At 71.9% G+C, this 24,742-nt stretch carries 22 protein-coding genes; 10 read left to right on the plus strand and 12 right to left on the minus strand.

The features are described from left to right. Positions 1-72 precede the first annotated feature (72 nt). The 4 genes from ACIQHQ_RS00995 to ACIQHQ_RS01010 are packed head-to-tail and all read right to left on the minus strand — an operon-like array spanning position 73 to position 5,111. Positions 73-1,407, minus strand: a complete 1,335-nt coding sequence (locus ACIQHQ_RS00995; RefSeq protein WP_402608802.1) for an AAA domain-containing protein — start codon at positions 1,405-1,407, stop codon at positions 73-75. Further along, positions 1,404-2,996, minus strand: a complete 1,593-nt coding sequence (locus tag ACIQHQ_RS01000) for a hypothetical protein (protein WP_402608804.1) — start codon at positions 2,994-2,996, stop codon at positions 1,404-1,406. The genes ACIQHQ_RS00995 and ACIQHQ_RS01000 overlap by 4 nt, the downstream gene beginning before the upstream one ends. Continuing rightward, positions 2,987-4,210 carry a hypothetical protein gene (locus ACIQHQ_RS01005; protein WP_402608806.1) on the minus strand — a complete coding sequence of 408 codons (1,224 nt, stop codon included), beginning with the start codon at positions 4,208-4,210 and terminating at the stop codon, positions 2,987-2,989. The genes ACIQHQ_RS01000 and ACIQHQ_RS01005 overlap by 10 nt, the downstream gene beginning before the upstream one ends. Then, on the minus strand, positions 4,161-5,111 hold the full coding sequence (locus tag ACIQHQ_RS01010; RefSeq protein ID WP_402608808.1) for a phosphatase PAP2 family protein: 951 nt from the start codon (positions 5,109-5,111) through the stop codon (positions 4,161-4,163). The genes ACIQHQ_RS01005 and ACIQHQ_RS01010 overlap by 50 nt, the downstream gene beginning before the upstream one ends. Positions 5,112-5,298: 187 nt before the next feature. Here ACIQHQ_RS01010 and ACIQHQ_RS01015 point away from each other — a divergent pair, with 187 nt between their 5' ends. After that, complete coding sequence (locus ACIQHQ_RS01015) at positions 5,299-5,892, plus strand: histidine phosphatase family protein (protein ID WP_402608810.1); 594 nt, start codon at positions 5,299-5,301, stop codon at positions 5,890-5,892. 19 nt (positions 5,893-5,911) lie between these two features. Here the strand turns inward: ACIQHQ_RS01015 and ACIQHQ_RS01020 are convergent, their stop codons facing one another. Beyond that, the gene (locus ACIQHQ_RS01020) at positions 5,912-7,363 is read right to left on the minus strand and encodes a hypothetical protein (protein WP_402608812.1); all 1,452 of its coding nucleotides are present in this window, start codon (positions 7,361-7,363) and stop codon (positions 5,912-5,914) included. A 297-nt stretch (positions 7,364-7,660) separates the two neighbouring features. On the opposite strand from ACIQHQ_RS01020, the gene ACIQHQ_RS01025 reads away from it, so the two are divergent. Together ACIQHQ_RS01025 and ACIQHQ_RS01030 are read left to right on the plus strand one after the other, a co-directional pair. Continuing rightward, positions 7,661-8,068 carry a hypothetical protein gene (locus tag ACIQHQ_RS01025; RefSeq protein ID WP_402608814.1) on the plus strand — a complete coding sequence of 136 codons (408 nt, stop codon included), beginning with the start codon at positions 7,661-7,663 and terminating at the stop codon, positions 8,066-8,068. 70 nt (positions 8,069-8,138) lie between these two features. Next, positions 8,139-9,008, plus strand: a complete 870-nt coding sequence (locus tag ACIQHQ_RS01030; RefSeq protein WP_402608816.1) for a spermidine synthase — start codon at positions 8,139-8,141, stop codon at positions 9,006-9,008. Between the two features lie 40 nt (positions 9,009-9,048). On the opposite strand, the gene ACIQHQ_RS01035 is transcribed toward ACIQHQ_RS01030, so the two are convergent. Then, positions 9,049-9,567: a hypothetical protein gene (locus ACIQHQ_RS01035; protein ID WP_402608818.1), complete on the minus strand. Its 519-nt coding sequence runs from the start codon at positions 9,565-9,567 to the stop codon at positions 9,049-9,051. A gap of 131 nt (positions 9,568-9,698) precedes the next feature. Between ACIQHQ_RS01035 and ACIQHQ_RS01040 the strand changes: the two genes are divergently transcribed. The 6 genes from ACIQHQ_RS01040 to ACIQHQ_RS01065 all read left to right on the plus strand — a co-directional run bounded on the left by ACIQHQ_RS01040 (position 9,699) and on the right by ACIQHQ_RS01065 (position 16,595). After that, positions 9,699-10,403 carry a response regulator transcription factor gene (locus ACIQHQ_RS01040; RefSeq protein ID WP_402608820.1) on the plus strand — a complete coding sequence of 235 codons (705 nt, stop codon included), beginning with the start codon at positions 9,699-9,701 and terminating at the stop codon, positions 10,401-10,403. Next, positions 10,400-11,809, plus strand: coding sequence for a sensor histidine kinase (locus ACIQHQ_RS01045; RefSeq protein ID WP_402608822.1), 1,410 nt, complete (start codon positions 10,400-10,402; stop codon positions 11,807-11,809). The genes ACIQHQ_RS01040 and ACIQHQ_RS01045 overlap by 4 nt, the downstream gene beginning before the upstream one ends. A gap of 173 nt (positions 11,810-11,982) precedes the next feature. Beyond that, complete coding sequence (locus ACIQHQ_RS01050; RefSeq protein ID WP_402608824.1) at positions 11,983-13,296, plus strand: ABC transporter substrate-binding protein; 1,314 nt, start codon at positions 11,983-11,985, stop codon at positions 13,294-13,296. 33 nt (positions 13,297-13,329) lie between these two features. Continuing rightward, positions 13,330-14,313: a carbohydrate ABC transporter permease gene (locus ACIQHQ_RS01055; RefSeq protein WP_402608826.1), complete on the plus strand. Its 984-nt coding sequence runs from the start codon at positions 13,330-13,332 to the stop codon at positions 14,311-14,313. Next, positions 14,310-15,251: a carbohydrate ABC transporter permease gene (locus ACIQHQ_RS01060; RefSeq protein WP_402608828.1), complete on the plus strand. Its 942-nt coding sequence runs from the start codon at positions 14,310-14,312 to the stop codon at positions 15,249-15,251. Before ACIQHQ_RS01055 ends, ACIQHQ_RS01060 begins: the two co-directional genes overlap by 4 nt. A gap of 27 nt (positions 15,252-15,278) precedes the next feature. After that, positions 15,279-16,595 carry a glycoside hydrolase family 36 protein gene (locus ACIQHQ_RS01065; RefSeq protein WP_402608830.1) on the plus strand — a complete coding sequence of 439 codons (1,317 nt, stop codon included), beginning with the start codon at positions 15,279-15,281 and terminating at the stop codon, positions 16,593-16,595. Positions 16,596-16,650: 55 nt separating this feature from the next. Here the strand turns inward: ACIQHQ_RS01065 and ACIQHQ_RS01070 are convergent, their stop codons facing one another. From ACIQHQ_RS01070 to ACIQHQ_RS01085, 4 genes are all read right to left on the minus strand, one after another. After that, complete coding sequence (locus tag ACIQHQ_RS01070; RefSeq protein ID WP_402608832.1) at positions 16,651-18,087, minus strand: GH1 family beta-glucosidase; 1,437 nt, start codon at positions 18,085-18,087, stop codon at positions 16,651-16,653. Between the two features lie 94 nt (positions 18,088-18,181). Continuing rightward, a complete protein-coding gene (locus ACIQHQ_RS01075; protein ID WP_062927022.1) occupies positions 18,182-19,090 on the minus strand; it encodes a carbohydrate ABC transporter permease in 909 nt (302 codons plus the stop codon). 12 nt (positions 19,091-19,102) lie between these two features. Then, entirely contained in the window at positions 19,103-20,116 is a 1,014-nt protein-coding gene (locus tag ACIQHQ_RS01080) for a carbohydrate ABC transporter permease (protein WP_402610589.1), read from the minus strand. Positions 20,117-20,121: 5 nt separating this feature from the next. Next, a complete protein-coding gene (locus ACIQHQ_RS01085) occupies positions 20,122-21,441 on the minus strand; it encodes an ABC transporter substrate-binding protein (protein ID WP_402608835.1) in 1,320 nt (439 codons plus the stop codon). A 408-nt stretch (positions 21,442-21,849) separates the two neighbouring features. Between ACIQHQ_RS01085 and ACIQHQ_RS01090 the strand changes: the two genes are divergently transcribed. Then, complete coding sequence (locus ACIQHQ_RS01090; RefSeq protein ID WP_402608837.1) at positions 21,850-22,905, plus strand: LacI family DNA-binding transcriptional regulator; 1,056 nt, start codon at positions 21,850-21,852, stop codon at positions 22,903-22,905. Positions 22,906-22,979: 74 nt separating this feature from the next. Here the strand turns inward: ACIQHQ_RS01090 and ACIQHQ_RS01095 are convergent, their stop codons facing one another. Then, entirely contained in the window at positions 22,980-23,510 is a 531-nt protein-coding gene (locus tag ACIQHQ_RS01095; RefSeq protein WP_402608839.1) for an NUDIX hydrolase, read from the minus strand. 21 nt (positions 23,511-23,531) lie between these two features. Beyond that, complete coding sequence (locus tag ACIQHQ_RS01100) at positions 23,532-24,722, minus strand: MFS transporter (protein WP_402608841.1); 1,191 nt, start codon at positions 24,720-24,722, stop codon at positions 23,532-23,534. Positions 24,723-24,742: the final 20 nt, after the last annotated feature.

Raw genomic sequence — 24,742 nt, forward strand, 5'->3', positions numbered from 1 at the left:
ACCACCCGGTGCTCGTCACGGCTCCCGGGACAGACGATGTCCGGCCACGCCGAAGGTGTTCGCCGGCGCCGGTCACGGGCGCCACACCACGCGGTGCTCCGCCAGATGCGCGAGCACCGCGTGATTGGCCTCCCAGCCGTCCGGGAACTTCACCACCGTCCCCAGCTGCACCGGCTCCGTCGACGGATAGTCGTCCAGCAGGTCGGTCACCCCCGCTCGGCAGACCACGATGCAGGCGTGCCGGTGGCGGGAGGCCAGGACGCAGAGGCGGCCGGTTTCCAGGTGGAACGCCGTGGCGTCGGGGCGGCCGGACAGGGGGTGGAGGACCACCGTCACGTCGTACTCACGGCCCTGCAGCCGGTTGGCCGTGTCCACGACCACGTCGGTGACACCGAGGCCGGCCAGGGCCGCGCGGACCGCGGCCGCCTGGTCCCGGTGGGCCGTGCCGACGGCGATCCGGTCGGAGGTCAGCGCAGAGGGAAGGGGAGAGCGCTCCGAGGTCGCCGCGCCGGCCCGGTCCAGCAGGCGCCGTACGACCGCGGCCACCGCCCGCACCGCCTCCGGGTCCGTGCGCGGGGTGTGCCGGGCGGGCAGTTCCAGCAGGCCCCAGCCCGACCGGGCCGCCTCGTCGATCACCCGGTCGGGGCCCGAGCCGTCCGACGGCACCCCGAAGGCCAGTGTCCGGTCACCGTGGCCGGTGCCGCTGCGGAACGGCGTGTACGGGTAGAACGCGTCCGAGACCAGGGGCGCCGCGGAGGCCGGGAGCCGCCAGGAAACCGGCAGCCGGTGCTGCGGAAGGTCCGGGTTGTGCGCCAGCAGGGTCGTCACCGCCGAGGCCGACGGGTCGTACGTCAGGCCCGCCCACTGTTCGCTGCCCACGATCGCGAACGGATCCAGCTGCCCCGGGTCGCCCACAAACAGCGCCCGCTCGAACAGCCCGGCCACCGCGAGCAGCGCGTCCGAGCGCATCTGGTACGCCTCGTCGACGATCGCGTGCCGCCACGGTTCGTCGACCTTCACGTGCGCCCACTTCGCGGCCGTCGAGATCACCACGCCCACTCCGGCGAGGTCGGCCGCCTTGGCCGACTTGCGCACGTTCGGCAGGTCGTCGAGCGCCTTGTCGTACGGGTCGGAGTCGCTGCTGTGCAGCCGGCCCACCGGCAGCTCGGGGTTCTTCTCGGCGAGCCGCAGGACCAGGTCGTCCACCTGGGCGTTGGTCTGGGCGACCACCATCAACGGGTGGCCCGCCTCGGCCAGTTCCAGGGCCGCGCGGACCACCAGCGTGGACTTGCCAGCGCCCGGCGGGGAGTCCACGACGACACCGCGCGCGGTGCCCCGCAGCGTGTCGCGCAGGATCGCGTCGGTCGCCTGCGCCGCGGCGGCCGAGGGATCGAACACCGTGGTCACAGCACATCCTCCTCGGTCACCGGGTCGGCGGCCTCCAAGGTCGCCTCACCGGGCGGCCCGCCGTGCGTCCACGGCGTTCGGTCCGGGTCGGGCAGCTTCGCGCCGCCCCGCTGCTCGTGCTCGAAGAGCGTGTAGCAGACCCGGTCGCCCTTCTCCGGCACCGAACCCGGCTCGGGCTCCTTTCCGCGGCCCATCTTGTCGAGGACCCGCAGCACCACGTACGCCCCGTCCTCCTCGGCCGCGACGAACTCCGCCGACTGCGGCTTCCCGCCCAGCGACCGGTACACCTTCGTCCGCTCGCCGAGATGCGGCCGGTCGTCCGTGCGCACCGTGACCAAGGGGCGCGGGCTGGGGCGCTTGCCCTCGCTGTACGCCATCACGACGTCGGTGACCTCACCCGCGAACGCCTCCCCGGCCAGCCGGCGGCCCGCCATCACCAGCGGGTCGTCGAGGGCCTCCTGCGCTTCCAGCCGGGCCTGTTCGCGCTCGCGCGTGGCGAGCTTGTTCGCCGCGGTGACGGCGTCGTCGCGGCGCGGCTGCGGGGGCTCGCCGGCCAGGACGCGGTCGCGGTGGCCGGTGAACGACCAGCGGTCGCGGGTCCACCGCTCCTCGACCCGCGTCCCCTCGGGCAGCTCCCGCAGCAGGTCGAGGCCGCGCCAGACCGCGTCCCAGGTGGGGCGGGTGCGGCTGAGCACCAGGTCGCGGATCTCCCGCTCGGCGGCGGTCAGCGCCCCGAGCCGGTCGTCGGCCTCCAGACCGTCTCCGGCGGCGGCGAGGGCGGTGCGGGCACGGTCGTAGCGCTCGATGGCCGGGGCGAGCAACTTGTTGTCGAACGCCGGGTCGGTGGCCGGGCCGGCCGGCGGGCAGATCAGCTGGCCCCACGCGTCCCGCTCCAGCTCGGCGCGCAGCGCGGCCTCCGCGCCGGTGACACCCTCCGGCGGGTCGATCCAGGCGAGCAGCGCCCCCAGGTGCTGGTCCTCCAGGGAGGACTGCCCGGTCACCCAGTGCCGGCCCAGCACGTCGGTCATCGCCAGCAGCAGCGAGGAGCCGGGCACCCGGGCCCGCTCCCCGAAGTGCGTCAGCCACCGCCCGAGCAGCGGCACCCGGGGCGGCGCCGGATAGGGGGCCTCCGGATCCTGCTCCGCCGTGCGCCGGAACCGCATCGAGCGCCCGAGCAGCCGCACGAGGTCGATGCCCGCGCGGCTCGGCACGATCAGCTGGGGCGCGTCCGCGCACAGGTCGACCTCGACCTTGACGCGCTTGCCGGTCTCCGGGTCGGTCTCGGTGCGCTCGGCGGCCTCCACGGCTTCGGCGTAGGCGTCGACGTACGGCAGCACGATGTCGGCCAGCTCGGTCAGGAACGCGAACCTGAGGTCGCGGTCGCGGGGCTGCGGGACGGCCAGCAGGCGCGGCGCGTCCCGGTCGGTGCCCACCAGCGCGCCGAGCGGGGCACCGGCCTCACCGGCGGTGGTCAGCGGCACGAACACCAGGGGGCGCTCGCCGAGATGACGGTGCCGGACGGTGGCGGCGGGCTGGGCACGGCCGGCGCTGACGGCTTCCAGGCGGGCCAGGGTGGCAATCAGCGACACGCCGCCTCCAGCGCCTCGGCGCGCAGGGCGGCCGCCCGTCGCAGGGCCGCCACGGCCGGGTCGTCGGGATCGCCCGCCTCGCCGCGCGCGGCCGCGAGGACGTCCTCCACGGTCGTCAGACCGCCCAGCTCCGCCCGGACGGGACGCCCGAGCGTGGTCACCGCGCCCTCCCGGCGGGACCGGGCCCGGCAGTGGAAGGCCAGCTCGCACGCGGACAGGCACTCGGGCGCGTACGTCGCCGGGACCGACTCCACGGCCGCCGACAGGTCCGGTGCGGGAAGCTCGGGCGAGAAGCACGTGCCCTCGGGGAGCGCGTCGGCGATCTCCTCGATACGGGTCAGCCGGGCCAGCTGGCGGGCCGTCACCGCCCGTTGCTTGCGGATGTCGACGGCGGACGCGGCCGGCAGGTTGGAGAAGTCCCGCGGGCAGACCAGCAGGATCCGGTGCCGCACGCGCGGGGCCGCCGTGGCCCCGTCCGGGGCGCTCCGCCTCCGGGGCACGTCAGCCGGTGCCGAGAGGGCGGCCGTGCTCGACCCTTCGACACCGGCGCGCCCCTCCGGTTCCGCGCCGAGACGTGCCGCGACCTCCTCCAGTGCCAGCACGTACACCGCCGCCTGCCGGGCCGCCGCCCCGACCTTCGCGGGGTCCGCCGAACCGTCCAGCAGCGGGAACGACTTGATCTCCACCACCGTCCAGCTGCCGTCCGGATGTACCACCACCGCGTCGGGCTCCAGGAAGGCGGGGGAGCCCGCCACGTCCAGGGAGAGCATCGGATGGTCGAGCAGCGTCCACGCGCCCGGGTGCGCGGCGGCCTCCCGCAGTTCCAGCGCCGTACGGGCCGTGCGCCCCTGGGGGCCGCTCGCCGTCAGGTCCGGCACGCGCGCCCGTGCGGGCGGCTCGGCGGACCGGTCGAGCTTCTCGTGCACCAGTCGCAGCAGCTCCGCGCCGCCGTCGGCCTTGACCTTCGCCTCGAAGGCGTTGCCTCTGGTGAGCGCGAACTGGGACTGCCCGAAGGCGGACGGCGAGCCCAGTGCGCTCGCCAGCGCCGCCTTGTTCACACCGGCGCCGTCGAGGATCGCGCGCCGTGCACAACCGGGGTTGGCGGCCAGTGCGGCCAGGGCGCGCGCGTCCAGCGCCTTCGCGGGTACGTCGGGGCCGCGCAGCTCAGCGAGCCGGTGCCGGAGCGCCGTCCCCCGCGTCCTTGGGAGAGGCACCCGGCTCGGCTCCCGCTCCGACCGACTCGCGCTGCCGTGGAATTCGCTCACCCGCGGAAGTCTGGCATCCGGCACTGACAATCGAGGAACCCGCGGTGGAGGAGTCCGCCGTGACCGGTGCGGCAGACGGCACGAACCGTGCCTTGATCCGGTCCGCGCCGCGCATCACGAGGGGTGCCAGCAGCAGTCCGACGCCCATGACGGCCGCGCCCGCGACCGCGTCGAGGAAGTAGTGGTTGGCGGTGCCCATGACCACGATCGTGGTGATCAGCGGGTAGGCGACACCGGCCGCCTTCGTCAGACGCGTACCGCCGTGACGCCACAGCATCACCCCGCACCATAGGGCCCAGCCCACGTGCAGACTCGGCATGGCAGCGTACTGGTTGGTCATGTCCCCCATGCCGCGCGGCGCGCTCGCCGCGCCGCCCCACCAGCCGTACGAGCTGTACTGCGCCATCGTGTCCACGAAGCCGTGGCTCGCGTCGAGGAGCCGGGGCGGACAGGTCGGCAGCAGCGTGAAGCCGATCAGGCCGATGAGGGTGGACGTCATCAGCCAGGTGCGCGCGGCGCGGTAGCGCACGGCGCGGGAGCGGAAGAGCCACACCAGGACGGCCGGTGTGACCAGGTAGTGCAGCGAGGCGTACCAGAAGTCGGCGGGTATGCCTATCCACGCCTCGCGTGTGAAGAGGCGGTTGAGCGGGTGCTCGAAGTTGAGGTACAGCGCCTTCTCGAAGCGCAGGATCGTCAGACCGTGGTCGACCGCGCCGGAGACGTCACCGCGGGCGAGGAGCCGGCCGGCCGAGTAAAACGCGTACACCACCAGGATCAGCGGCAGCTCGGTCCACCAGCGCAGCCTGGGCGCGGGGGCCGCCTCGGTGCCCGGTGTCTCGGTGTGCGGCATCCGATCGTCCTCCCCCTTCAGTCTCATGTGTAGCCCGGTCGGCCGTGCCACTTTACGGTGTGCGCGCCCGCCACGGGGGGCGCCTCCGGACCTCGAAGACGCAGAGATCGCCCCCCGGGTTGCCCGCAGCGGGCGTGCGCGATGATGGAGGAGTTCCCCTTGCGTTCCTTTTCCGGAAAGGTGCCTCATGGCCGCGCGCATCCTGCTGGCCCGCCACGGACAGACCGAGTGGTCCCTGTCCGGCAAGCACACGGGCAGGACCGACGTGCCGCTCCTGGAGGAGGGCCGGCGCGGCGCCAAGCTGCTCGGCGAGCGCCTGCACCGGGCACCGTACGAGGGTCTGGCCGGGGTCGAGGTGCGCACCAGCCCGCTGGCACGCGCGCGTGAGACCTGCGAGCTGGCCGGTTTCGGCGACCGTGCCCGGACCTGGGACGCGCTGCTGGAATGGGACTACGGGGCGTACGAGGGCATGACCCCCGCGGACATCCAGGCCGTCCGGCCCGGCTGGCTGATCTGGCGCGACGGTGTCCCGGACGGGGAGTCGCTCGCCGAGGTCACGGCCCGGGCCGACGAGGTGGTCTCCTGGGCACGCTCCGCGGACCGCGATGTCCTGGTCTTCGCCCACGGGCACATCCTGCGCTCCATCGGGGCGCGGTGGCTCGGCCTCCCGGTCGGCTTCGCGGCCCGGATACGGCTGAACCCGACGTCGCTGTCCGTGCTGGGCTGGGCCTACGGGGAACCGGCGATCGAGATCTGGAACGACGTGGGGCACCTGTCCTAGGGGGTGCCCGAGGCACCCTCTAGCTCATCCGCGGGGACGACGTGTGCCTCTCCAGGAACGCCGACACCCCGGCCGCCCCGCGATGCGGCAGCAGGACCCGCGCCGTGGCCGCCAGCATGGTCTGCACGCGGGACGACTGGACCTCCTCCAGCAGATCCAGCACCCGCATCCCCGCCACCGCGGCCTCGTCCGGCCGGCCACCGCGCGCGAGGTCGTCCGCCAGCTCCGCCGTGTACAGGGCGATGTTCCGGGTGAAGTGCGGATCCTGCAGCTCGGCCGCGCGCCGCGCATGCCGTGCGGCCCGGGGCCAGTCGCCGAGCGTGGACCAGCACTGCGCCTCCAGACCCTCCAGTTCGGCCTCCCCGTAGAAGCTCATCCATTCGGGGTCGGCGTCCGAGGGGCCCCGTTCGAAGAAGGCCTGCGCCCGGGCCAGCGCCTGCTCGCAGCCCACCCGGTCGGCGAGCCCCGCCCAGCCGCCCGCCTCGCGCAGGGCGAGCAGCGACATCAGCCGCGCCGAGCCCACCGGCCGGGCGACGCGCTGCGCGGCCTGGGCGGCCCGGACCGCCTCGCGCGGCCGGCCCGCGTCGCGCGCGAGGAACGCCGTGTTGCAGAAGGCGTGCGCCTCCAGGCCCGGGTCGGCGGTCATCCGGGCGGTCGCCAGTGCCTCCGCGTAGTGGGACCGGGCGTCGTCGAAACGCCCCGAGTCGTGGGCCAGCCAGCCCACGGAGATGGCCAGTTCACCGGCGCCCGAATAGAGCCGGTCCGCGGTCGTCTGCCGGGTCGCGCCGGCGTCCAGCAGGGCGTAGGCGGCCCGCAGCGGGGCAGCGGCACGACGGTAGAGACCGTCGGCCCCGTGCCGGTCGTCCAGCAGCCGGATCCGGCGGACGGCTTCTTCCAGGGCGCCCGCGTCACTCGCCCCGGCGCGGTGCACGGGGCGCTGTGCCGCCGTCGCGTCGAGGGCGAGGCCGACAGGCCCCAGTGAGGCGGCGGCCACTGTGGCTCCTCCGCCGGTCATGAACGCGCGACGCAGCACGTCGCTCTCCTCGTAGGTGTCGTGCGGGTGGTGCGGGTCGTACGGGTTCTGCGTTTCATACGGCTCGCACGCCCTGCTGGTCTCACTCGTGGCGTTCGCCGGGTTCGTGGTGCGCGTCGGGGGCGTGTCATCGGTGCCGCGCGCCCGGCGTCCGCGTACCGACGAGCGGGGCGCGAACCCGAGATCGGTGAGCGTGCGGTCTGGGAACATGTGCAGGAACACCCGTTCGTACGCGTAGTTGGGGCAGCGGATCTCGCCCGCCTCCACCCGGCCGATGTACCGCGCGTCACAGCTGACCTGCTCGCCGATCTCGAGTCCGGCCCGGCGGATCACCGCGGCGAACTCGGCCGGTGAGCGCTGTCCGCGCAGTCGCCGGAAGACGAGGTTCGGCCGTGCCGGCCGGTCGGGTGGAGACGAGGTCGGTGGTGACGACGCCATGGCCGGGTCCTCTCGTGCGAACCGTCGAACCATGCCGGATTCGAGGCGACCTGCTGTGAGTTGTCCCCATGTTCTTCCCCGTGTCCGGCGGGCAAGAACGTACCTGCTGTGATGAAGCAACCACGCTGAGTTTGGCTACAAACCGGATATCTCATCCGTGATCTGCCATGAAGTGCCATCCTTTGCGGCTGACTTCCGCCGTAGCCGTTGACGGTCTGCCGCGTTGAACCCTGCGGACCGGGAGGCCCCCGACTCCCGGCCGCTCGTCCAAGCAGGGTTTTCGTGGTGGAGGCCGGGATGAAGACCAGCCGGATCAACGATCCTCGTCCGCAACCGGGCAGACCGCCGGGCGCACCGGCCGTCGGCTGCGCTGTGGTGACGGTGCCGGCGCGGCAGGGACTGGAGGCGGTCGACATCCTGCGGCGCGGGCCGGGCGACGCGGTGGGACCCGTACTGCACGACGACGGTGGTGACACCCTCGGCTTCCTGGTCCCGCCGGGGACGGCGGCCGCGTGGGACGTGCCGGGGAGCACCTGCACCGAGACCGACGGACGCGGACTGTCCCTGACCCCCGAGCCACCCGTGGAGGGTTCGGACTGGCTGCTGCCGCCCGGCGAGGCCGACCTCGCGACGGACCCCGCGGTGCTGCGCGAGGCCCTCGGGGAGGCGGCCCGGATGATCAGGGCGGCGGACAGCTGCCGCTGAGGCCTCCTTTGATGCCGGGCGGCCGCCGGAGCGTGCGCCCCGCTCGGCGGCCCGCCCCGATAATGACCCCATGGGAAAGTCCAGGGGCGGCCGGCGCGGACAGGCCGAAGCGGAGGCCGTCGTCGAGAGCGTCGACGGCGGGCTCGCCGAGCTCATCCCCGACCGCGAGCGCGCCCGGGCCTGGACCCTGGTGATCGACGGGGCCCCGCAGTCGCACGTCGACCTGGACGACCCGTCCCACCTGTCCTTCGAGTACCAGCGCCGCCTCGGGCACGTGATCGACCTCGCCGCCCCGCCCGGCCGGCCCGTGCACGCCGTGCACCTCGGCGGCGGCGCGCTCACCCTCGCCCGCTACGTCGCCGCAACCCGGCCCCGCTCCACCCAGCAGGTCGTCGAACGGGACGGCGCCCTCGTCCAGCTGGTCCGCCGCGCGCTGCCGCTGGACCCGAACGCACGCATCCGGGTGCGGTCCGCCGACGCCCGCGAGGGCCTCGCCAAGGTGCCGGACGGCTGGGCCGACCTCGTCATCACCGACGTGTTCAGCGGGGCGCGGACACCGGCACACCTGACCTCCACGGAGTTCCTCGACGACGTGCGCAGGGCCCTCAAGCCCGGCGGTGTCCACGCCGCCAACCTCGCCGACGGACCGCCGCTCGCCCATCTGCGCGGCCAGATCGCCACCGCCGCCGCCCGTTTCGAGCAGCTCGCGCTGGTCGCGGACGCGCCGATGCTGCGCGGCAAGCGCTTCGGCAACGCCGTCCTGGTCGCCTCCGACCGTCCGCTGCCGGTCGCCGAGCTCACCCGGCTGGCCGCCTGCGACCCGCACCCCGCCCGCGTCGAACACGGCAGGGCGCTCACCGACTTCACCGGCGGGGCCGCGCCCGTCACGGACCTCGCGGCCGTGGCGTCGCCGGCCCCGCCCCCGTCGGTGTTCGGGTGACCGGGTACGGCACTCGGGCGCCGATGACCGCCCGCGGCAGTCAGTAGGTCCCGATCTCCACCCGGGGCGGCCCGTCGTGCCAGGTGCAGAACACCGACACCCGGTCCGCGCCCGAGGCGAACTCCACGCGGATCCACGACTCCGTCTTCCACACCTGCATCGACCAGCCGGCCCCGGGCGTCGCCGAGACGAGCGAGGCAGAGGTCTTCCCCAGGTCGAAGACCGCCCGGCCACCGGCGGTGTCATAACTCCTGACCCGGCCGGAGGCGCCCGGGGCGCTGCTCGGCGAGGGCGACGGCGTGGGGGCGGGGCTCGGTTTCGCGGACGGGGACGCCGGAGGCGTGCTCGGCTCCCGCCGCTGGGGCGAAGGCGTCCGTTCCGGCGCGGTGGCCGGAGCCTTCGGCTCCCGCGCGGACGCGTCGGCGGCCTTGACGGGCAGGGCGCGCGGCGGATCGTAGGCCGTCCCCGCCATCACGGTGTGGACTCCCCACCACGACAGCGTGACCGCCGCGCCCGTGGCGAGCAGCCAGGCCAGTACGTGTACGAGTCCTCTGCGCATCGCGGGCCATACTGCCTCACGGGTCCCACGCGTTGTCCACAAGGGGCCGCGCACGGGGGCCGGTTGTCCCCGGGCGGGGAGTTGTCCACAGGCCCGCACCCGGCTGTTCGAGATGGCGTACGGTGCGGCGCATGGCAAGTGTGCTCGTGGTCGAGGACGACCAGTTCGTACGGTCGGCGCTGATCCGGCACCTGACCGACGCCGCGCACACCGTGCGCAGTGTGGGGACGGCGCTGGAGGCGCTGCGCGAGGTCGCCCATCTCCGCTTCGACGTGGTGATCCTGGACCTCGGACTGCCCGATCTCGACGGGTCCGAGGCCTTGAAGATGCTGCGCGGGATCACGGACGTGCCGGTGATCGTCGCCACGGCCCGGGACGACGAGACGGAGATCGTCCGGCTGCTGAACGCCGGGGCGGACGACTACCTGACCAAGCCGTTCTCCGTCGAGCACCTGTCGGCCCGCATGGCGGCCGTCCTGCGTCGCGCCCGCTCCGGCGCCGGAGACGGGGAGCCGTCCCCCGTGATCCGGGTCGGCGGCCTGAGCGTCGACCCACTGCGCCGCCAGGCCGAGCTGGACGGCGCGCGGCTCGACCTCACCCGCCGGGAGTTCGACCTGCTCGCCTTCCTGGCCCGCCGGCCCGGCGTCGTCGTGCCCCGCAAGGAACTGCTCGCCGAGGTGTGGCAGCAGTCCTACGGCGACGACCAGACCATCGACGTCCATCTGTCCTGGCTGCGCAGGAAACTGGGCGAGACGGCGGCGCATCCGCGTTACCTGCACACCCTTCGGGGCGTCGGAGTGAAGCTCGAACCACCGGGGGCGGAGGCGCCGCGATGAGGTGGGCCCTGGTCAAGGTGTCGCTGGCGGTGACCACCATGGTCGTGGTCGCCTTCGCGGTGCCGCTCGGGCTCGTCATCCGCGAGATGGCCCGCGACCGCGCCTTCTCGGGCGCCGAGCGGGAGGCCGCGGCCGTCGCCCCCGCCCTGTCCATCACCACCGACCGCGACCAGCTCGAACGGGTCGTCGCCTCCGCCGGCTCCGACGCCCAGATGGCCGTGCACCTCCCCGCCGGCGACGGCCAGGAGGCCCTCGAACTCGGGCGGCGCCGCGCCGCCGACGAGGACATCGCGGCCGTGCGGAGGCTGGGCCGCGCCTCCACCACCGGCGTCCCCGGCGGCTCGACACTGCTCCAGCCGGTCGCGCTCAGCACCGGCAAGATCGCGGTCGTCGAGGTGTACGTGCCGGAGTCCGAGGTCACCAACGGCGTGGGCACGGCGTGGGCGGTGCTCGCCGCGGTCGGGGTGGCGCTGATCCTCGGCTCGGTCGCGGTCGCCGACCGGCTGGGCGTCCGCATGGTCCGCCCCGCACAGCGCCTCGCCGAAGGCGCGCACGACCTGGGGGAGGGCCGCCTGGGCGCCCGCGTGCCCGAGGAGGGCCCGACCGAGCTGCGGCTCGCGGCGGTCGCGTTCAACTCGATGGCCGACCAGGTCGTCCAGCTCCTGGCGAACGAGCGGGAGCTGGCGGCCGACCTGTCCCACCGGCTGCGGACGCCCCTGACCGTGCTGCGGCTCAACACCGCCTCGCTCGGCGAGGGACCGGCCGCCGACCAGACCCGGACCGCCGTCGAGCAGCTGGAGCGCGAGGTCGACACCATCATCCGTACGGCGCGGGAGGCCAAGCCGCAGACCGGCGCGGCCGGTCCGGGCGCGGGATGTGACGCGGCCGAGGTGGTCCGGGAGCGGATGGCGTTCTGGTCCGCGCTCGCGGAGGACGAGGGCCGCAAGTGGCGGGTGGCCGGGGCCGACCGGCCGGTGCGCATACCCGTGGCCCGCGCCGACCTGGCCGCCGCGCTCGACGCGCTGCTCGGCAACGTCTTCCGGCACACCGCGGAGGGCACCGCCTTCGCACTCGACGTGCACAACAGCGAGGACGCGGTGATCGTCCTCGTCTCCGACGCGGGCCCCGGCATACCCGACCCCGAGACGGCGATGGCGCGGGGCCGCGGCTCCGGGAGCGACGGCTCGACCGGGCTCGGCCTGGACATCGTGCGCCGGCTCGCGGAGTCCACCGGCGGAGACGTGCGGATCGGCTCCTCGGTGCTCGGCGGCACCGAGGTGCGGATCTGGATCCAGCTGGACGGCCGCGGCCCCGCGGGCCGAGGGCACCGCCAGATGCGGCGTCGCCGTCCCGGCAGGCTCACTGCCGTATACAGCCGCTCCCGGTCACGCCGACCGCTCTCGTGAGGGGCTTCACGTGTCGGTCACGTTTCGACAAATGAAGGGGACGGCTCTTGACGTATGACCGGACATGCGGCTGTCATTGCGCCACCGTGTTCGGTCAAGTTGATTTCTGGTCGATTGCGACTGGAATTCACGCCACACCCCTCGTGGCCGAACCCTGCCTTCAGGAGCCGTTCATGCACGACCTCTCTCCCTCCGGTCTCTCCCTCCCCGCACCCAGCCGCCGCACCCTGCTGCGCGGAGTGGGCGGTGCGGCCCTGCTCGGCGGCGGCATACCCCTGCTGAGCGCCTGCGGCGGCAGCGGTTCGTCCGCCGACCCGAAGACGGTCAGCCTCGGCTCCAACTCGTCGGACGCCGTGCCGAAGAAGGCGTTCGCCGAGATCTACGCCGCCTTCACCAAGAAGTCCGGCATCAAGGTCGACGTGAACACCAAGGACCACAACACCTTCCAGGAGCAGATCAACTCCTATCTGCAGGGCACGCCCGACGACGTGTTCACCTGGTTCGCCGGCTACCGCATGCAGTTCTTCGCCTCGAAGAAGCTGGCCGCGCCGATCGACGACGTGTGGCAGAAGATCGGCGGCAACTTCCCCGAGGCGATGCACAAGCTCAGCAAGAGCGAGGACGGCAAGTACTACTTCGTGCCGCTGTACACGTACCCGTGGGCGGTGTTCTACCGCAGAAGCGTCTTCGACCAGCACGGCTACAAGGTCCCCACCACCTGGGACGACTTCGTCGCCCTGTGCAAGCGGATGCAGAAGGACGGGCTGGTCCCGATCGCCTTCGGCGACAAGGACGCCTGGCCCGCGATGGGCACCTTCGACCAGATCAACTTCCGCACCAACGGCTACGACTTCCACGTCGAGCTGATGGCCGGCAAGGCCTCCTGGACCGACCCCAAGGTGCGCAAGGTCTTCGACCACTGGACGGAGATCCTGCCCTACCACCAGGAGGGCGCCGTCGGCCGCACCTGGCAGGACGCGGCGCAGACACTGGTGGCCAAGAAGGCCGGCATGTATCTCCTGGGCACCTTCGTCGGCCAGCAGTTCACCGACAAGGCCGACCTGGACGACCTGGACTTCTTCGCCTTCCCGGAGATCGACCCGCAGTTCGGGCAGGACACCGTCGAGGCGCCGACCGACGGCTTCATGCTCTCCAAGGCGCCGAAGAACCGCGCGGGCGCCGTCAAGCTCCTGGAGTACCTGGGCACGCCCGAGGCCGAGCAGATCTACCTCAAGGCCGACTCCAGCGTGGTGGCCGCCTCCACCAAGGCCGACACCTCCTCCTACACCGCGCTGCAGAAGAAGTCCTACGAGATGATCTCCGGCGCGAAGAGCCTGACGCAGTTCATGGACCGCGACTCCCGCCCGGACTTCACCTCCACGGTGATGCAGCCCGCGCTGCAGAACTTCGTCCGCAACCCGAAGAACATCGACAGCATCCTCTCGTCGATCGAACGACAGAAGAAGACGATCTTCGCCTCCTCCTGACCGGAAACGGAGACTCGACGACTCGGATCTGACATGACTGCCACCCCCGCGAAGGCTCCGGAGCCGGCCACCCCGCCCGCTCCGGGGCCCGGCCCCACGTCCCCGCCCGCCAAGACGCCCCACGGGCACCGGCGCCTGCTCACCCGCCGCGACCGCATCACGCTCGGCCTGATGGCGGGCGTGCCGACGATCCTGCACGTCGCCCTGGTGTGGCTGACGGCGCTGGCCTCGATCGCGCTGGCCTTCACCACCTGGGACGGCATCGGCTTCGACTCCATCCAGTGGGTCGGGCTGCAGAACTTCAGGGAACTGTTCACCAGCAACCCGCAGTTCTGGCCCGCCGTCGAGCACAACGTCATCTGGTTCGTGGTGCTCATCCTGCTGCCCACGCCGTTCGGCCTGTTCCTCGCCGTGCAGCTGGACAAGAAGATCCGCTTCAGCCGCGTGTACCAGACCGCGTTCTTCCTGCCGGTCGTGATGTCGCTGGCGGTCATCGGATTCGTCTGGCAGCTGATCTACAACCCGGACACCGGCCTGATCAACAGCCTGATCGGCGCCAACAAGCCCGGCCACTACATCGACTGGATCGGCGACCCGGACCTCAACCTGTGGGCCGTGCTCATCGCCGCCTCCTGGCGGCACGCCGGCTACATGATGATCCTGTACCTGGCCGGCCTGAAGAGCGTCGACCCCGCCTTGCGCGAGGCCTCCGCGCTGGACGGCGCGAGCGAGTGGCAGACGTTCAAGAACGTCGTCTTCCCGACCCTGCGCCCGACCAACACCGTCGTCCTGGTCGTCACGATCATCGAGGCCTTGCGCGCCTTCGACCTGGTCTTCGTCTTCAACAAGGGCGCCCAGGGCACCGAACTGCTGTCGATCCTGGTCACCAACAACATCATCGGCGAGTCCAGCCGCATCGGGTACGGCTCCGCCATCGCCGTCGTCCTGCTGGTGATCTCCCTCGCGGTGATCATCCCGTACCTGATCGCCACCTTCCGGAAGGAGCGGCGCGCATGAGCTCCCACCCGTCGCCCACCACCACCCTGAACGTGGCGCTTCACGCCGCCCCTTTGACCTCTGACGCCCCGCGCAAGCAGCGCGCCCCGATCCGCCCCGCCCGGATCCTGCTGCACACCTTCCTCGTCGTCACGGCACTGGCCTGGCTCGCGCCGCTGCTGTGGGCCCTGCTCGCGGCGATGCGGCCGTACGCGGAGACCAGCACCAAGGGCTACGTGTCCTGGCCCGACAAGCTCACCTTCGACAACTTCACAGACGCCTTCCAGCAGTCGGAGATGCTGCACTACTTCGGCAACACCCTGCTGATCGCGGTCCCGGCCGTGCTGCTGACACTGCTGCTGTCGTCGATGGTCGCCTTCTACGTCAGCCGCTTCGACTTCCGCCTCAACCTGTTCCTGCTGCTGGTGTTCACGGCCGGCAACCTGCTGCCCCAGCAGGTGATCATCACCCCGCTGTACCGGCTCTACCTGCTGATCGACCTGCCCGGCATCACCATGAGCGGCAAGCTCTACGACTCCGCGCTCGGCCTGGTGCTCATCCACGTGGCGTTCCAGGCCGGCTTCTGCGCGTTCGTGCTGAGCAACTACATGCGCTCCCTGCCCCACGAGCTCACCGAGGCCGCCCTCGTCGACGGCGCCTCCGTCTGGCGGCTGTACTGGCAGATCGTGCTGCCGCTGTGCAAGCCCGCGATGGCCGCCCTCGCCACCCTGCTCTCCATCTGGATCTACAACGACTTCTTCTGGGCCATCGTGCTGATCTCCACCGGCGAGAACATGCCGATCACCTCGGCCCTGAACAATCTCTCCGGCCAGTACTTCACCGACCCCAACCTGGTCGCCGCCGGCGCCCTGCTCACCGCGATCCCCACCCTGATCGTCTACTTCGCGCTCCAGCGCCAGTTCGTCAGCGGCCTCACCCTGGGCGCCAACAAGGGCTGACGCCCACTCCCCGAAAGAAGAAGCCCCGTGCACCACCCCTTCACCCCGGTCGCCTCCGTGCCGGTCGACCCCCGCAGGGCGCGCGTCCACGAGGAGGGCTGGCAGTCCTGGAGCCCGAGCGGCGCCTACGCCCTGCACGCGATGCCCTACCGGCCGACCGACGCCAACTGGGCCACGGTCTGTTACCGCCCGGGCGTCACCGTCCCCACCGGCACCTTCCAGGGCGAGGGCCTGCTGGCCCTCGACCCCGGCGACGGCTCACCGGTCCGGCTCTGGGCGGCGGCCGAACCGACGCGTGAAGTGCCGTCGATCCGACTGGCCCGCGAGGACGGGCGGATCGCCGAGATCAGCGCCGACGGGCCGGTGAAGGAGTGGACGGGCACGGACCTCCAGTCGGTCCTGGGCGACTGGGCCGAAGGCCTCGGTCTCGCCGCCCCCCGCCCGGCACCGACCGTCTGGTGCTCCTGGTACGAGTACTTCACGGCCGTCACCGAGGACGACATCCACGAGAACCTCCGTGCCATGGACACCCTCGACCTGCCCGTCGACGTCGTCCAGATCGACGACGGCTACCAGCGGGCCCTCGGAGACTGGCTCACGCTCTCCGGCCGCTTCCGCTCCCGCTCCGGCATCGCCGAGAAGATCCGCTCCCGGGGCCGCCGCGCCGGCATCTGGACGGCCCCGTTCCTCGTCGACCCGGCGAGCGAACTGGCCGCCGGGCACCCCGACTGGCTGGTGCGCGACACCGCCGGCGGCTTCGCGCACGCCGGCCGCAACTGGGGCCACGACCTGCGCGTCCTGGACACCACCCACCCGGACGCGGCGGCGTACCTCACCGAGGTCTTCACGACCCTGCGCGCGGAGGGCTACGACTACTTCAAGACCGACTTCCTCTACGCGGGCGCCCTGGACGGCGTGCGCCACGCGGACGTCGACGCCCTCACGGCCTACCGCACCGGCATCGAGCTGATCCGCGCGGCGATCGGGCCGGACGCGTACCTCCTGGGCTGCGGCGCGCCCGTCCTGCCCTCTCTCGGCCTGTTCGACGCGATGCGCGTCAGCCCCGACACGGCTCCCCACCGCCGCCCCGAGGCCGGTGACTACAGCCAACCCGGCCAGGACTCCGCCGAGTTCACGGGAGCGGCCCGCCAGTGGCAGCACAACCGCCTCTGGATCAATGACCCGGACTGCCTGATGGCCCGCCCGGCGGTCGAGACGCGCGAACGGTGGGCGGCCCATGTCGAGGCCACCGGGGGCCTGATGGCCTCGAGCGACCGGTTGCTGTCCCTGGACGGCTGGGGCGTGGAGACGACCCGCCGGCTCCTGTCGAGCGCTCCCCGCTGAGACGGAGCGGGGCGCGGCACCCCCCTCAGCGTGCCGCGCCCCCGTCCCCCGTCGGTCAGATCGCCTCCACCTCGGGCAGTGACCCGGTCCGCGCCGCCCGGCCGTACCACAGGGCGCTCGTCTTCGGCGTGCGCTCCAGCGTCGCGTAGTCCACGTAGACCGCGCCGAAGCGCTTGCCGTAGCCGTAGGACCACTCGAAGTTGTCCATCAGCGACCACAGGTAGTAGCCGCGGACGTCCGCGCCGTCGGCGATCGCCCGGCGCACCGCCGACAGGTGGCCGTGCAGGTAGGCGACACGCTCCGGGTCGTGCACCCGGCCGTCGGAGTCGATCTTGTCGTCGTAGGCCGCGCCGTTCTCGGTGATGTAGAGCGGCAGGCCCGGCGCCTCCCGGGTGTAGCGCATGATCAGCTCGTGCAGTCCGGTCGGGTCGATCGTCCAGCCCATCTCCGTACGGTCGCCGGGCGTCTGGTGGAAGGCGACGTCGTCGGCGGCCGGCCACGGCGAGTGCTCGCTCGCCCCGTGGCCGTCGGCACGCGGCGCCTTCGCCGACGCGTCCGCGGCCGAGACCAGCGCGGGCGTGTAGTAGTTGAGGCCCAGCGCGTCCAGCGGCTGGTTGATCAGCTCCAGGTCGCCGTCGAGGACGTGGTCCCAGTCCGTCAGGCCCGCCGTCGCCACGTACAGCGACTCCGGGTAGGCGCCGTGCAGCATCGGTCCGTGGAACACGCCGTTGGCCAGGTCGTCGATCCTGCGGGCCGCCGCCAGATCCGCCGGGTCCTGCGAAAGGGGCCGCACCACCGAGGAGTTGAGGCTGATCGCGACCGTGTTGCGGGCCGGCATCACCGACCGTAGCGCGGACGCGCCCAGCCCGTGCGCGAGGTTCAGATGGTGCGCGGCACGCAGCGAGGCCGCCGGGTCCGTACGGCCCGGCGCGTGCACCCCGGAGGCGTAGCCCAGGAACGCGCTGCACCACGGCTCGTTGAGCGTGATCCACTGCTCCACCCGGTCGCCCAGCGCCTCGCCGACGATCTGCGCGTACTCCGCGAACCGGTAGGCCGTGTCGCGCTCGGGCCAGCCGCCCGCGTCCTCCAGTTCCTGCGGCAGGTCCCAGTGGTAGAGGGTGACGGCCGGCTTGATGCCCTTGGAGAGCAGCTCGTCCACCAGCCGGCGGTAGAAGTCCAGGCCCTTCTGCACGGCCGGGCCCCGGCCGGTCGGCTGCACCCGCGACCACGAGACGGAGAAGCGGTAGGCGCCCAGGCCCAGCTCCGCCATCAGCGCCACGTCCTCGCGGTAGCGGTGGTAGTGGTCGACAGCGATGTCACCGGTCTCACCACCGGCCGTCTTGCCCGGCGTGTGGCTGAAGGTGTCCCAGATCGACGGCGTACGGCCGTCCTCCCGTACCGCGCCCTCGATCTGGTACGCGGACGTCGCCGCGCCCCACAGGAAGGCGGGCGGGAAGGACACCGCGGTGGCCGGGTTCTCGGAGTCAGGCATGGAAGCGCTCCCAAGGGGTCGTGTGGACCGACGAGTGAAGGGGAGGGGGGAAAGGGGCCGAGGCGGCTGTGGCTCGGCCCCCGGGAAGCAGGACTCAGCCCTTGACGGCGCCCTGCATGATGCCGCCGACGATCTGCTTGCCGAAGATCGCGAAGACGATCAGCAGCGGCAGCGTGCCCAGCAGGGCGCCGGCCATGATCAGCGACTGGTCCGGGGTGTAACCGCGCCCCAGCCCCGCCACCGCCACCTGCACGGTCGGGTTGCCGGTCTGGGTCAGGACCAGGAAGGGCCACAGGAAGTCGTTCCAGGTCTGCACGAACATCAGCATGCCCAGGACGGCCATCGCGGGCCGCGCGGTCGGGAACACCACGTGCCACACCACGCGCCAGCTGCTCGCGCCGTCCACCCGGGCCGCCTCGATGATCTCGTCCGGCAGCGCCTGGATCAGGTACTGCCGCATGAAGAACACACCGAAGGCGCTCACCAGCGACGGGAAGATCACCGCCTGGAGCTGGTCCGTCCAGTCGAGCTTGGCGACCATCATGTACAGCGGGATGATGCTGAGCTGCGGCGGCACCATCATCGTGCCGATCACGATCAGCATCGCCGCGCCACGGCCCTTGAAGCGCAGTTTGGCGAAGGCGAATCCGGCGATCGTCGACAGGAACACGATGGTGAACGACGAGATGCCGGCCACCAGGGTGGTGTTGAGGAAGGCCTCGCCCAGGTTGGCGTCCGTCCAGGCCACTTCGAGCTTGTCGAAGAGACCGGAGCCGAACCAGAACGGCGGCGGGGTCTGGGCCAGGCGCTGGTTGTCGCGCGAGGCTGCGATCGCCGTCCACACCAGCGGGAACAGCGAGATGACGGTGAAGAGGGCGAGGATGACGTACGCCACCGGGCCGGCGTGCAGCTGCCCGCCCGCGCGTGCCGCCTTCATGCCGCGTGACCGCTTCGGCGGCTCGGGGACCGCGTCGGCCGGGGGTTTCGTCAGGGTCGTCGTCACGGCCGGTTCTCCTTAGCTACTGGCGCGCAGCCGGCGCGAGATGACGTAGTTGACGACCCCGATCACGATGAGGATCAGGAACATCGTCCAGGCGATGGCGGAGGCGCGGCCCAGGTGCTGGTTGACCCAGCCCTGCTCGTACAGGTACAGGCCGAGCGTCTGGAACTGGTGCTGGGATCCGCCGGAGGCGCCCTTGTTCGCGTCGAACAGCAACGGCTCGCCGAACACCTGCGAGGCGCCGATGGTCGACACCACGACCGTGAACAGGATGGTCGGACGCAGCGAGGGCAGCGTGACGTGGAGGAACTGCCGCCAGCGGCTGGCTCCGTCCAGTGCCGCCGACTCGTAGAGGTCCTGCGGGATCGCCTGCATCGCGGCCAGGTAGATCAGCGCGTTGTAGCCCGTCCAGCGCCAGATGATGATGCTGGACACGGCGATCTGGGACGGCCACTTGTCGTTCTGCCAGTCGACGTGGTCGATGCCGACGGCGTTCAGTACCCAGTTGATCATGCCGTAGTCGCGCCCGAAGAGCAGCACGAAGACCAGCGAGGCGGCGGCGATCGACGTGGCGTAGGGGGCCAGCATCACCACGCGGTAGAAGGTGGAGCCGCGCAGTTTGTAGTTGAGGATGTGGGCGATGCCCATCGCCATCAGCAGCTGCGGAACGGTGGAGATGACGCCGATGGTCAGGGTGTTCTGCGCCGCGTTCCAGAAGAAGTCGTCGTCGAAGATACGGGTGTAGTTGCGCAGGCCCACCCAGGACATGTCCGTGGGTGCCGTCAGCTCCACCTGGTGCAGCGAGGCCCAGCCGGTGTACAGCAGCGGGAACAGGCCGAACGCGAGAAAGAGCAGGAAGAACGGCGAGACGAAGGCGTACGGGCTCCACTTCATGTCCCGCTGCCAGCGACGGGAGAGCCGGGCGCGCTTCTTCCTCGCCGCCTCCTGGTCCGCGTCGGCCGGCGGGCGGCCCGGGGCCGCGCCCCCCTCCTTCACGGGGGGCGCGGCGGTGTCGTGCCTGGTTGCCATTCCGGTCACTGGTCCAGGTTGTTGTCGATGGTCTTGACGGCCGTGTCCCACGCCTCCTTGGGCGACTTGCCCTGGGTGACGAGGATGACGCCGTTGTCCGTCAGACCCTGCTGGATGATCTGGTCCTTCGGGCCGATCGTCTGCACCGGGCTGCTCTTGGCGGCGGCGGCGAAGATGGTGCCGATCGGCGCGTCACCGGTCATCTCGTTCTTGGCGCTCTTCACCGCGTCCGACTCGTACGCGGCCGGGGTGCTCGGGAAGCTGCCCTGCACGGCGAACAGCTTGGCCTGCTGCTCGGGCGCGGTCAGCCACGCGGCCAGCTTCGCGGCCTCCTCGGCGTTCTTGCCCGACTTGGGAACCGCCAGGAAGGAACCGCCCCAGTTGCCGGACTTCGGCGACGCGGCCACGTCCCACTTGCCCTTGGCGTCCGGCTTCGACTTGCCCTTGATGTATCCGAGCATCCACGGCGGGCAGGACATCGCGGCGAACTTGCTGTTGGCGATGGTGGTGTCCCAGGCGGGCTGGAACTGTGTCTGGTTTCCGATCAGTCCGTCCTCGGCCGCCTTGGCGGTGAGGTCGAAGGCGGCCTTCACGGCCGGGTTCGACTTGTAGATGACCTTGCCGGAGGAGTCGTAGAAGCGGTCCTTCTCGCTGCTGAGGATCGCCTGGAGCAGACCACCGGGGGAGTCCAGGAAGGTGGTGCCCTTCGGCGCCTTCTTCTTGTAGTCCTCGCCGACCTCGATGAGCTTGTTCCAGTCACCGGCCCACAGCTTGGCGACCTCCTCGCGGTCGGTGGGCAGGCCGGCCTTCTCGAAGAGGTCCTTGCGGTAGCAGATGGCCATCGGTCCGACATCCGTGCCCAGGCCGACGGTCTGACCGCCCTCGGTGGTGGCCTGCTGCCACTTCCACTCCAGGTAGTCGCTCTTCTTGCCGTACTTGGAGAGGTCCAGCAGCTTGTCGGACTGGGTCTTGACGATCTCGGCGATGTTGCCGACCTCGACGCCCTGGATGTCCTGCAGACCGCTGTTCGTGGTCAGATGGTTGACCAGGGTGGGGTAGTAGTTCTCGTTCCGCTCGACGACCGTCTGCTGGATGTCGATGTCCGGGTGGAGCTTCTCGTACTCCTTGTAAAGGCCGGCCTCCTCGAACCCGAAGGTGCCGAAGAGCCCCAGAGTGATCTTGGTCTTGCCGCCGCCGCCGCTGCCGCCCGACGAGGAGCCGTCGTCCCCGCCGTCGTCGGCACAGCCGGCCAGCAGCCCGGCGCCCAGCGACGCGACGGCCGCCACGACCATCGCCTTGCGGGCGGTTCGGATGCGTGCTCGCATGTCGTCCTCCTGTTGCCCTGACGTGCCGACCCCCCGGCCACCTGCATGGTCGGACCGTTTTACGCGCTTAAGGCTCGGGTGGGGAACGTGCGGGTTGTGTATGTGTCAGGTACTGTGGGAGCGCTCCCACCGGTGATGTGTTGAAGAGTCCCCGGTCGCGGCGGGGGTGTCAAGGGACCGGACAACGAGAGATGCGTTCAGTTATCGGGCTGTTAACTGGACCGGTCCCGTGACCGGTTGGGGTTCGGGCCGGTGGTATCAAGCCAGCCGGGGCGCCGGTCGCACCGGCCGTCCGGCCGAACCGGAGGACCCGGGGCGGCGAGCCCCCGGCGGCGGTCATACGGCTGACGAGCCTGTTAAATTCCAGGCCAGTCGCAGAGTGCGGGTGTGGACGGGAAGGCGGAACCCATGGCAACCCACGGAGCGCGGGGCCGAAGCGGTGGCCGGCCCACTCTCGAAGAGGTGGCGGCGCGCGCCGGTGTCGGACGCGGCACCGTCTCGCGGGTGATCAACGGCTCGCCCCGGGTCAGCGACGCGACCCGCGCGGCCGTCGAGGCGGCGGTGGCGGAACTCGGCTACGTCCCCAACACCGCGGCCCGGGCCCTGGCCGCCAACCGTACGGACGCGATCGCGCTGGTCGTGCCCGAGCCGGAGACCCGGTTCTTCGCGGAGCCGTACTTCTCGGACATGCTGAAGGGTGTCGGGGCGGCACTGTCCGACACGGAGATGCAACTGCTGCTGATCTTCGCGGGCAGCGACCGGGAACGCCGCCGCCTCGCGCAGTATCTGGCGGCGCACCGGGTCGACGGTGTCCTGCTGGTGTCGGTGCACGCGGACGATCCGCTGCCCGACCTGCTGGCCCAGCTGGAGATCCCGGCGGTGATCAGCGGCCCGCGCTCCTCGGCGGAGACCCTGCCGTCGGTCGACTCGGACAACTACGGGGGCGCCCGCCAGGCCGTGGAGCATCTGCTGTCCCGGGGCCGGAGCCGGATCGCCCACATCACCGGCCGCCTCGACGTCTACGGCGCGCAGCGCCGGGTCGACGGCTTCCGTGAGGCCCTGAGCGACGCCGGCCGCTGGGTGGACGAAGGGATGATCGAGGCGGGGGACTTCACCGAGGAGGGCGGGCACCGGGCCATGACCGCCCTCCTGGAGCGCCACCCGGACCTGGACGCGGTCTTCGCCGCCTCCGACGTCACCGCGTCCGGCGCCCGCCGGGCGCTGCGCGAGGCGGGCCGCCGCATCCCGGAGGACGTGGCGCTCGTCGGCTACGACGACTCCGCCATCGCCCGCCACATGGAGCCGCCCCTCACCAGCGTCCGCCAGCCCATAGAGGAGATGGGCCGCCGGATGATAGACCTCCTGCTCACGGAGGTCGCAGACCGCCGTCCCCTCGCGTCCCGGGGCCTGGAGCGCCGGCAGATGGTCCTGGCCACGGAGTTGGTGTCCCGGTCGTCGTCGTGACGGGCGGTGTCGTACGGGGTCCCGCCGGCGATCGGTGAGCTGGTTCGTGATCCGGGCCGACCCGGGTGAACGGTTCACCGGGGTGCGGTGGTTGACCACGGCCCGGCGGTGGTCGGTGGGCTGAGACCGGGATACCGCCGCAGGGCCTCCACACCGTCCGGCACGAACGGCCACGTCCGGAGCGCCGCGTGAAGCTCCTCCTCGCCGAACCAGCCGTGCCAGGCGATCTCGGACGGGTCGGGGGAGAGGGGCTCCGAGACGACGGCCTCGTGCACTCCGAGCCAGTACGGGCTGATCTCCCCGCGGCAGAGGAACGTGGAGAGAAGCCGCACCGGGGCCCGCACGCCCAGCTCCTCCGTCAGTTCCCGGGCCGCCGCCTCCTGGTACGACTCGCCGACCTCGACGCCCCCGCCGACCAGCCGGTCGTAGTACCCCGGGAATCGTGACACGTGCTCCGGTCTGCGGTGCACCAGCACGCGCCCCCGCGGATCACGGCACACCGTGGTCGCGACCCGATGCGGCCGGCCGTTGCGGATCGCCTCGTCCCGGTCGACCACGCAGAGCACCCGGTCCCGCTCGCCGACCCGCTCCACCAGCTCACCCATGGGCTCACGATCGCACGTGCTTCAGGTCCGAGCCGGTGCCCGGCGGCGTACCAGGTAGGCCGCCGCCGTCACGACCAGAATCGCCATGCACGCGATGAACACCAGCCCCGCGCCCTCCAGGCCGATCGGGCCGGTCAGGAGGCCGACGCCGATGACCGGGAGGGAGATGCCCGCGTAGGCCACCACGAACAGGGTCGAGATCACCGCCGCGCGCCGGTGCCCCGGAGAGGCCTCGGCCACGTCGGACAGGGCACCGCGGAACGCCAGGCCCTGGCCGATTCCGCCGACGAGGGCGCTGGCGATCAGCAGGGGCATCTGGTCCCACCGCAGCGCACCGGCGAGCAGTGCCAGCCCGGCCAGGAGCCCGGCGCAGCCCAGCGGGAGGGAGCGCCGAACGCCGACCCGGCCGACCGCCAGTTGCCCGGCCGTCGACGAGAAGAAGGCCAACGCGACGATCAGCCCGCTCACGGCGTGGTCGTCCACGTCCAGGGACTCCGCGAGGAAGGCCGGGCCGACCGAGGTGAACACCCCGAACAGGGCGAATCCGACGAAGGAGGCGGTGGCTGCGGGACCGAACACCGCACGCACCTGCGGGGGCAGCGCGGGCCGCTGCGGGCGTACGGTGCGCAGCGGCTGCCGCTCCCGTACCGTCTCCGCGAGCCGCAGCAGGACGGCGGCCGAGGCGGCCACCAGGGCGAGGTGGGCGGCGAACGGCAGGTACAGCGGCCAGGGGGCGTACTGCGCGAGCACCCCGGACAGCAGGGGACCGCAGCCCAGTCCGCCCATGTTGGCGGCCGTCGCCACGAACGTGGCCCGCGAGGCACCGCCCCGCGGCGCCAGCTCCATCACGTACGCCGTGGCGGCCCCGGTGAACAGCCCGGCGGACAGTCCGGACAGCAGCCGCCCCGCGTACAGCCAGCCGAGCCCGGTGGCGCACAGGAAGCAGACGGCGCTCACCGCAGCGAAGCCCAGCCCGCACAGCAGCACCGGACGCCTGCCCACGGCGTCCGAGGCGTTGCCGACCAGCAGCAGCACACCGATCACGGCGAAGGCGTACAGCGCGTACACCACGGTGACCGTCAGCTCGGAGAAGCCGAACTCGTCCCGGTAGAGGGGATAGAGGGGAGTCGGCAGCGTGGTGCCGGCCATGCAGACGGCGAAGACCGCTCCGCCGAGCACACACGCGCGCCATCCCGGGCGTCCACCGTCCATGGCGCCGACGCTAGCCGCGC

Origin of the sequence: Streptomyces sp. NPDC092370 (genome assembly GCF_044755265.1) — a bacterium.
Classification (GTDB): Bacteria; Actinomycetota; Actinomycetes; order Streptomycetales; family Streptomycetaceae; genus Streptomyces.

Coding starts and splice junctions, on each gene's coding strand:
- ACIQHQ_RS01010 (WP_402608808.1), bottom strand. CDS start 5,111: ATGCCGCACACCGAGACACCGGGCACCGAGGCGGCCCCCGCGCCCAGG.
- ACIQHQ_RS01015 (WP_402608810.1), top strand. CDS start 5,299: ATGGCCGCGCGCATCCTGCTGGCCCGCCACGGACAGACCGAGTGGTCC.
- ACIQHQ_RS01020 (WP_402608812.1), bottom strand. CDS start 7,363: ATGGCGTCGTCACCACCGACCTCGTCTCCACCCGACCGGCCGGCACGG.
- ACIQHQ_RS01025 (WP_402608814.1), top strand. CDS start 7,661: ATGAAGACCAGCCGGATCAACGATCCTCGTCCGCAACCGGGCAGACCG.
- ACIQHQ_RS01030 (WP_402608816.1), top strand. CDS start 8,139: ATGGGAAAGTCCAGGGGCGGCCGGCGCGGACAGGCCGAAGCGGAGGCC.
- ACIQHQ_RS01035 (WP_402608818.1), bottom strand. CDS start 9,567: ATGCGCAGAGGACTCGTACACGTACTGGCCTGGCTGCTCGCCACGGGC.
- ACIQHQ_RS01040 (WP_402608820.1), top strand. CDS start 9,699: ATGGCAAGTGTGCTCGTGGTCGAGGACGACCAGTTCGTACGGTCGGCG.
- ACIQHQ_RS01045 (WP_402608822.1), top strand. CDS start 10,400: ATGAGGTGGGCCCTGGTCAAGGTGTCGCTGGCGGTGACCACCATGGTC.
- ACIQHQ_RS01050 (WP_402608824.1), top strand. CDS start 11,983: ATGCACGACCTCTCTCCCTCCGGTCTCTCCCTCCCCGCACCCAGCCGC.
- ACIQHQ_RS01055 (WP_402608826.1), top strand. CDS start 13,330: ATGACTGCCACCCCCGCGAAGGCTCCGGAGCCGGCCACCCCGCCCGCT.
- ACIQHQ_RS01060 (WP_402608828.1), top strand. CDS start 14,310: ATGAGCTCCCACCCGTCGCCCACCACCACCCTGAACGTGGCGCTTCAC.
- ACIQHQ_RS01070 (WP_402608832.1), bottom strand. CDS start 18,087: ATGCCTGACTCCGAGAACCCGGCCACCGCGGTGTCCTTCCCGCCCGCC.
- ACIQHQ_RS01080 (WP_402610589.1), bottom strand. CDS start 20,116: ATGGCAACCAGGCACGACACCGCCGCGCCCCCCGTGAAGGAGGGGGGC.
- ACIQHQ_RS01085 (WP_402608835.1), bottom strand. CDS start 21,441: ATGCGAGCACGCATCCGAACCGCCCGCAAGGCGATGGTCGTGGCGGCC.
- ACIQHQ_RS01090 (WP_402608837.1), top strand. CDS start 21,850: ATGGCAACCCACGGAGCGCGGGGCCGAAGCGGTGGCCGGCCCACTCTC.
- ACIQHQ_RS01095 (WP_402608839.1), bottom strand. CDS start 23,510: ATGGGTGAGCTGGTGGAGCGGGTCGGCGAGCGGGACCGGGTGCTCTGC.
- ACIQHQ_RS01100 (WP_402608841.1), bottom strand. CDS start 24,722: ATGGACGGTGGACGCCCGGGATGGCGCGCGTGTGTGCTCGGCGGAGCG.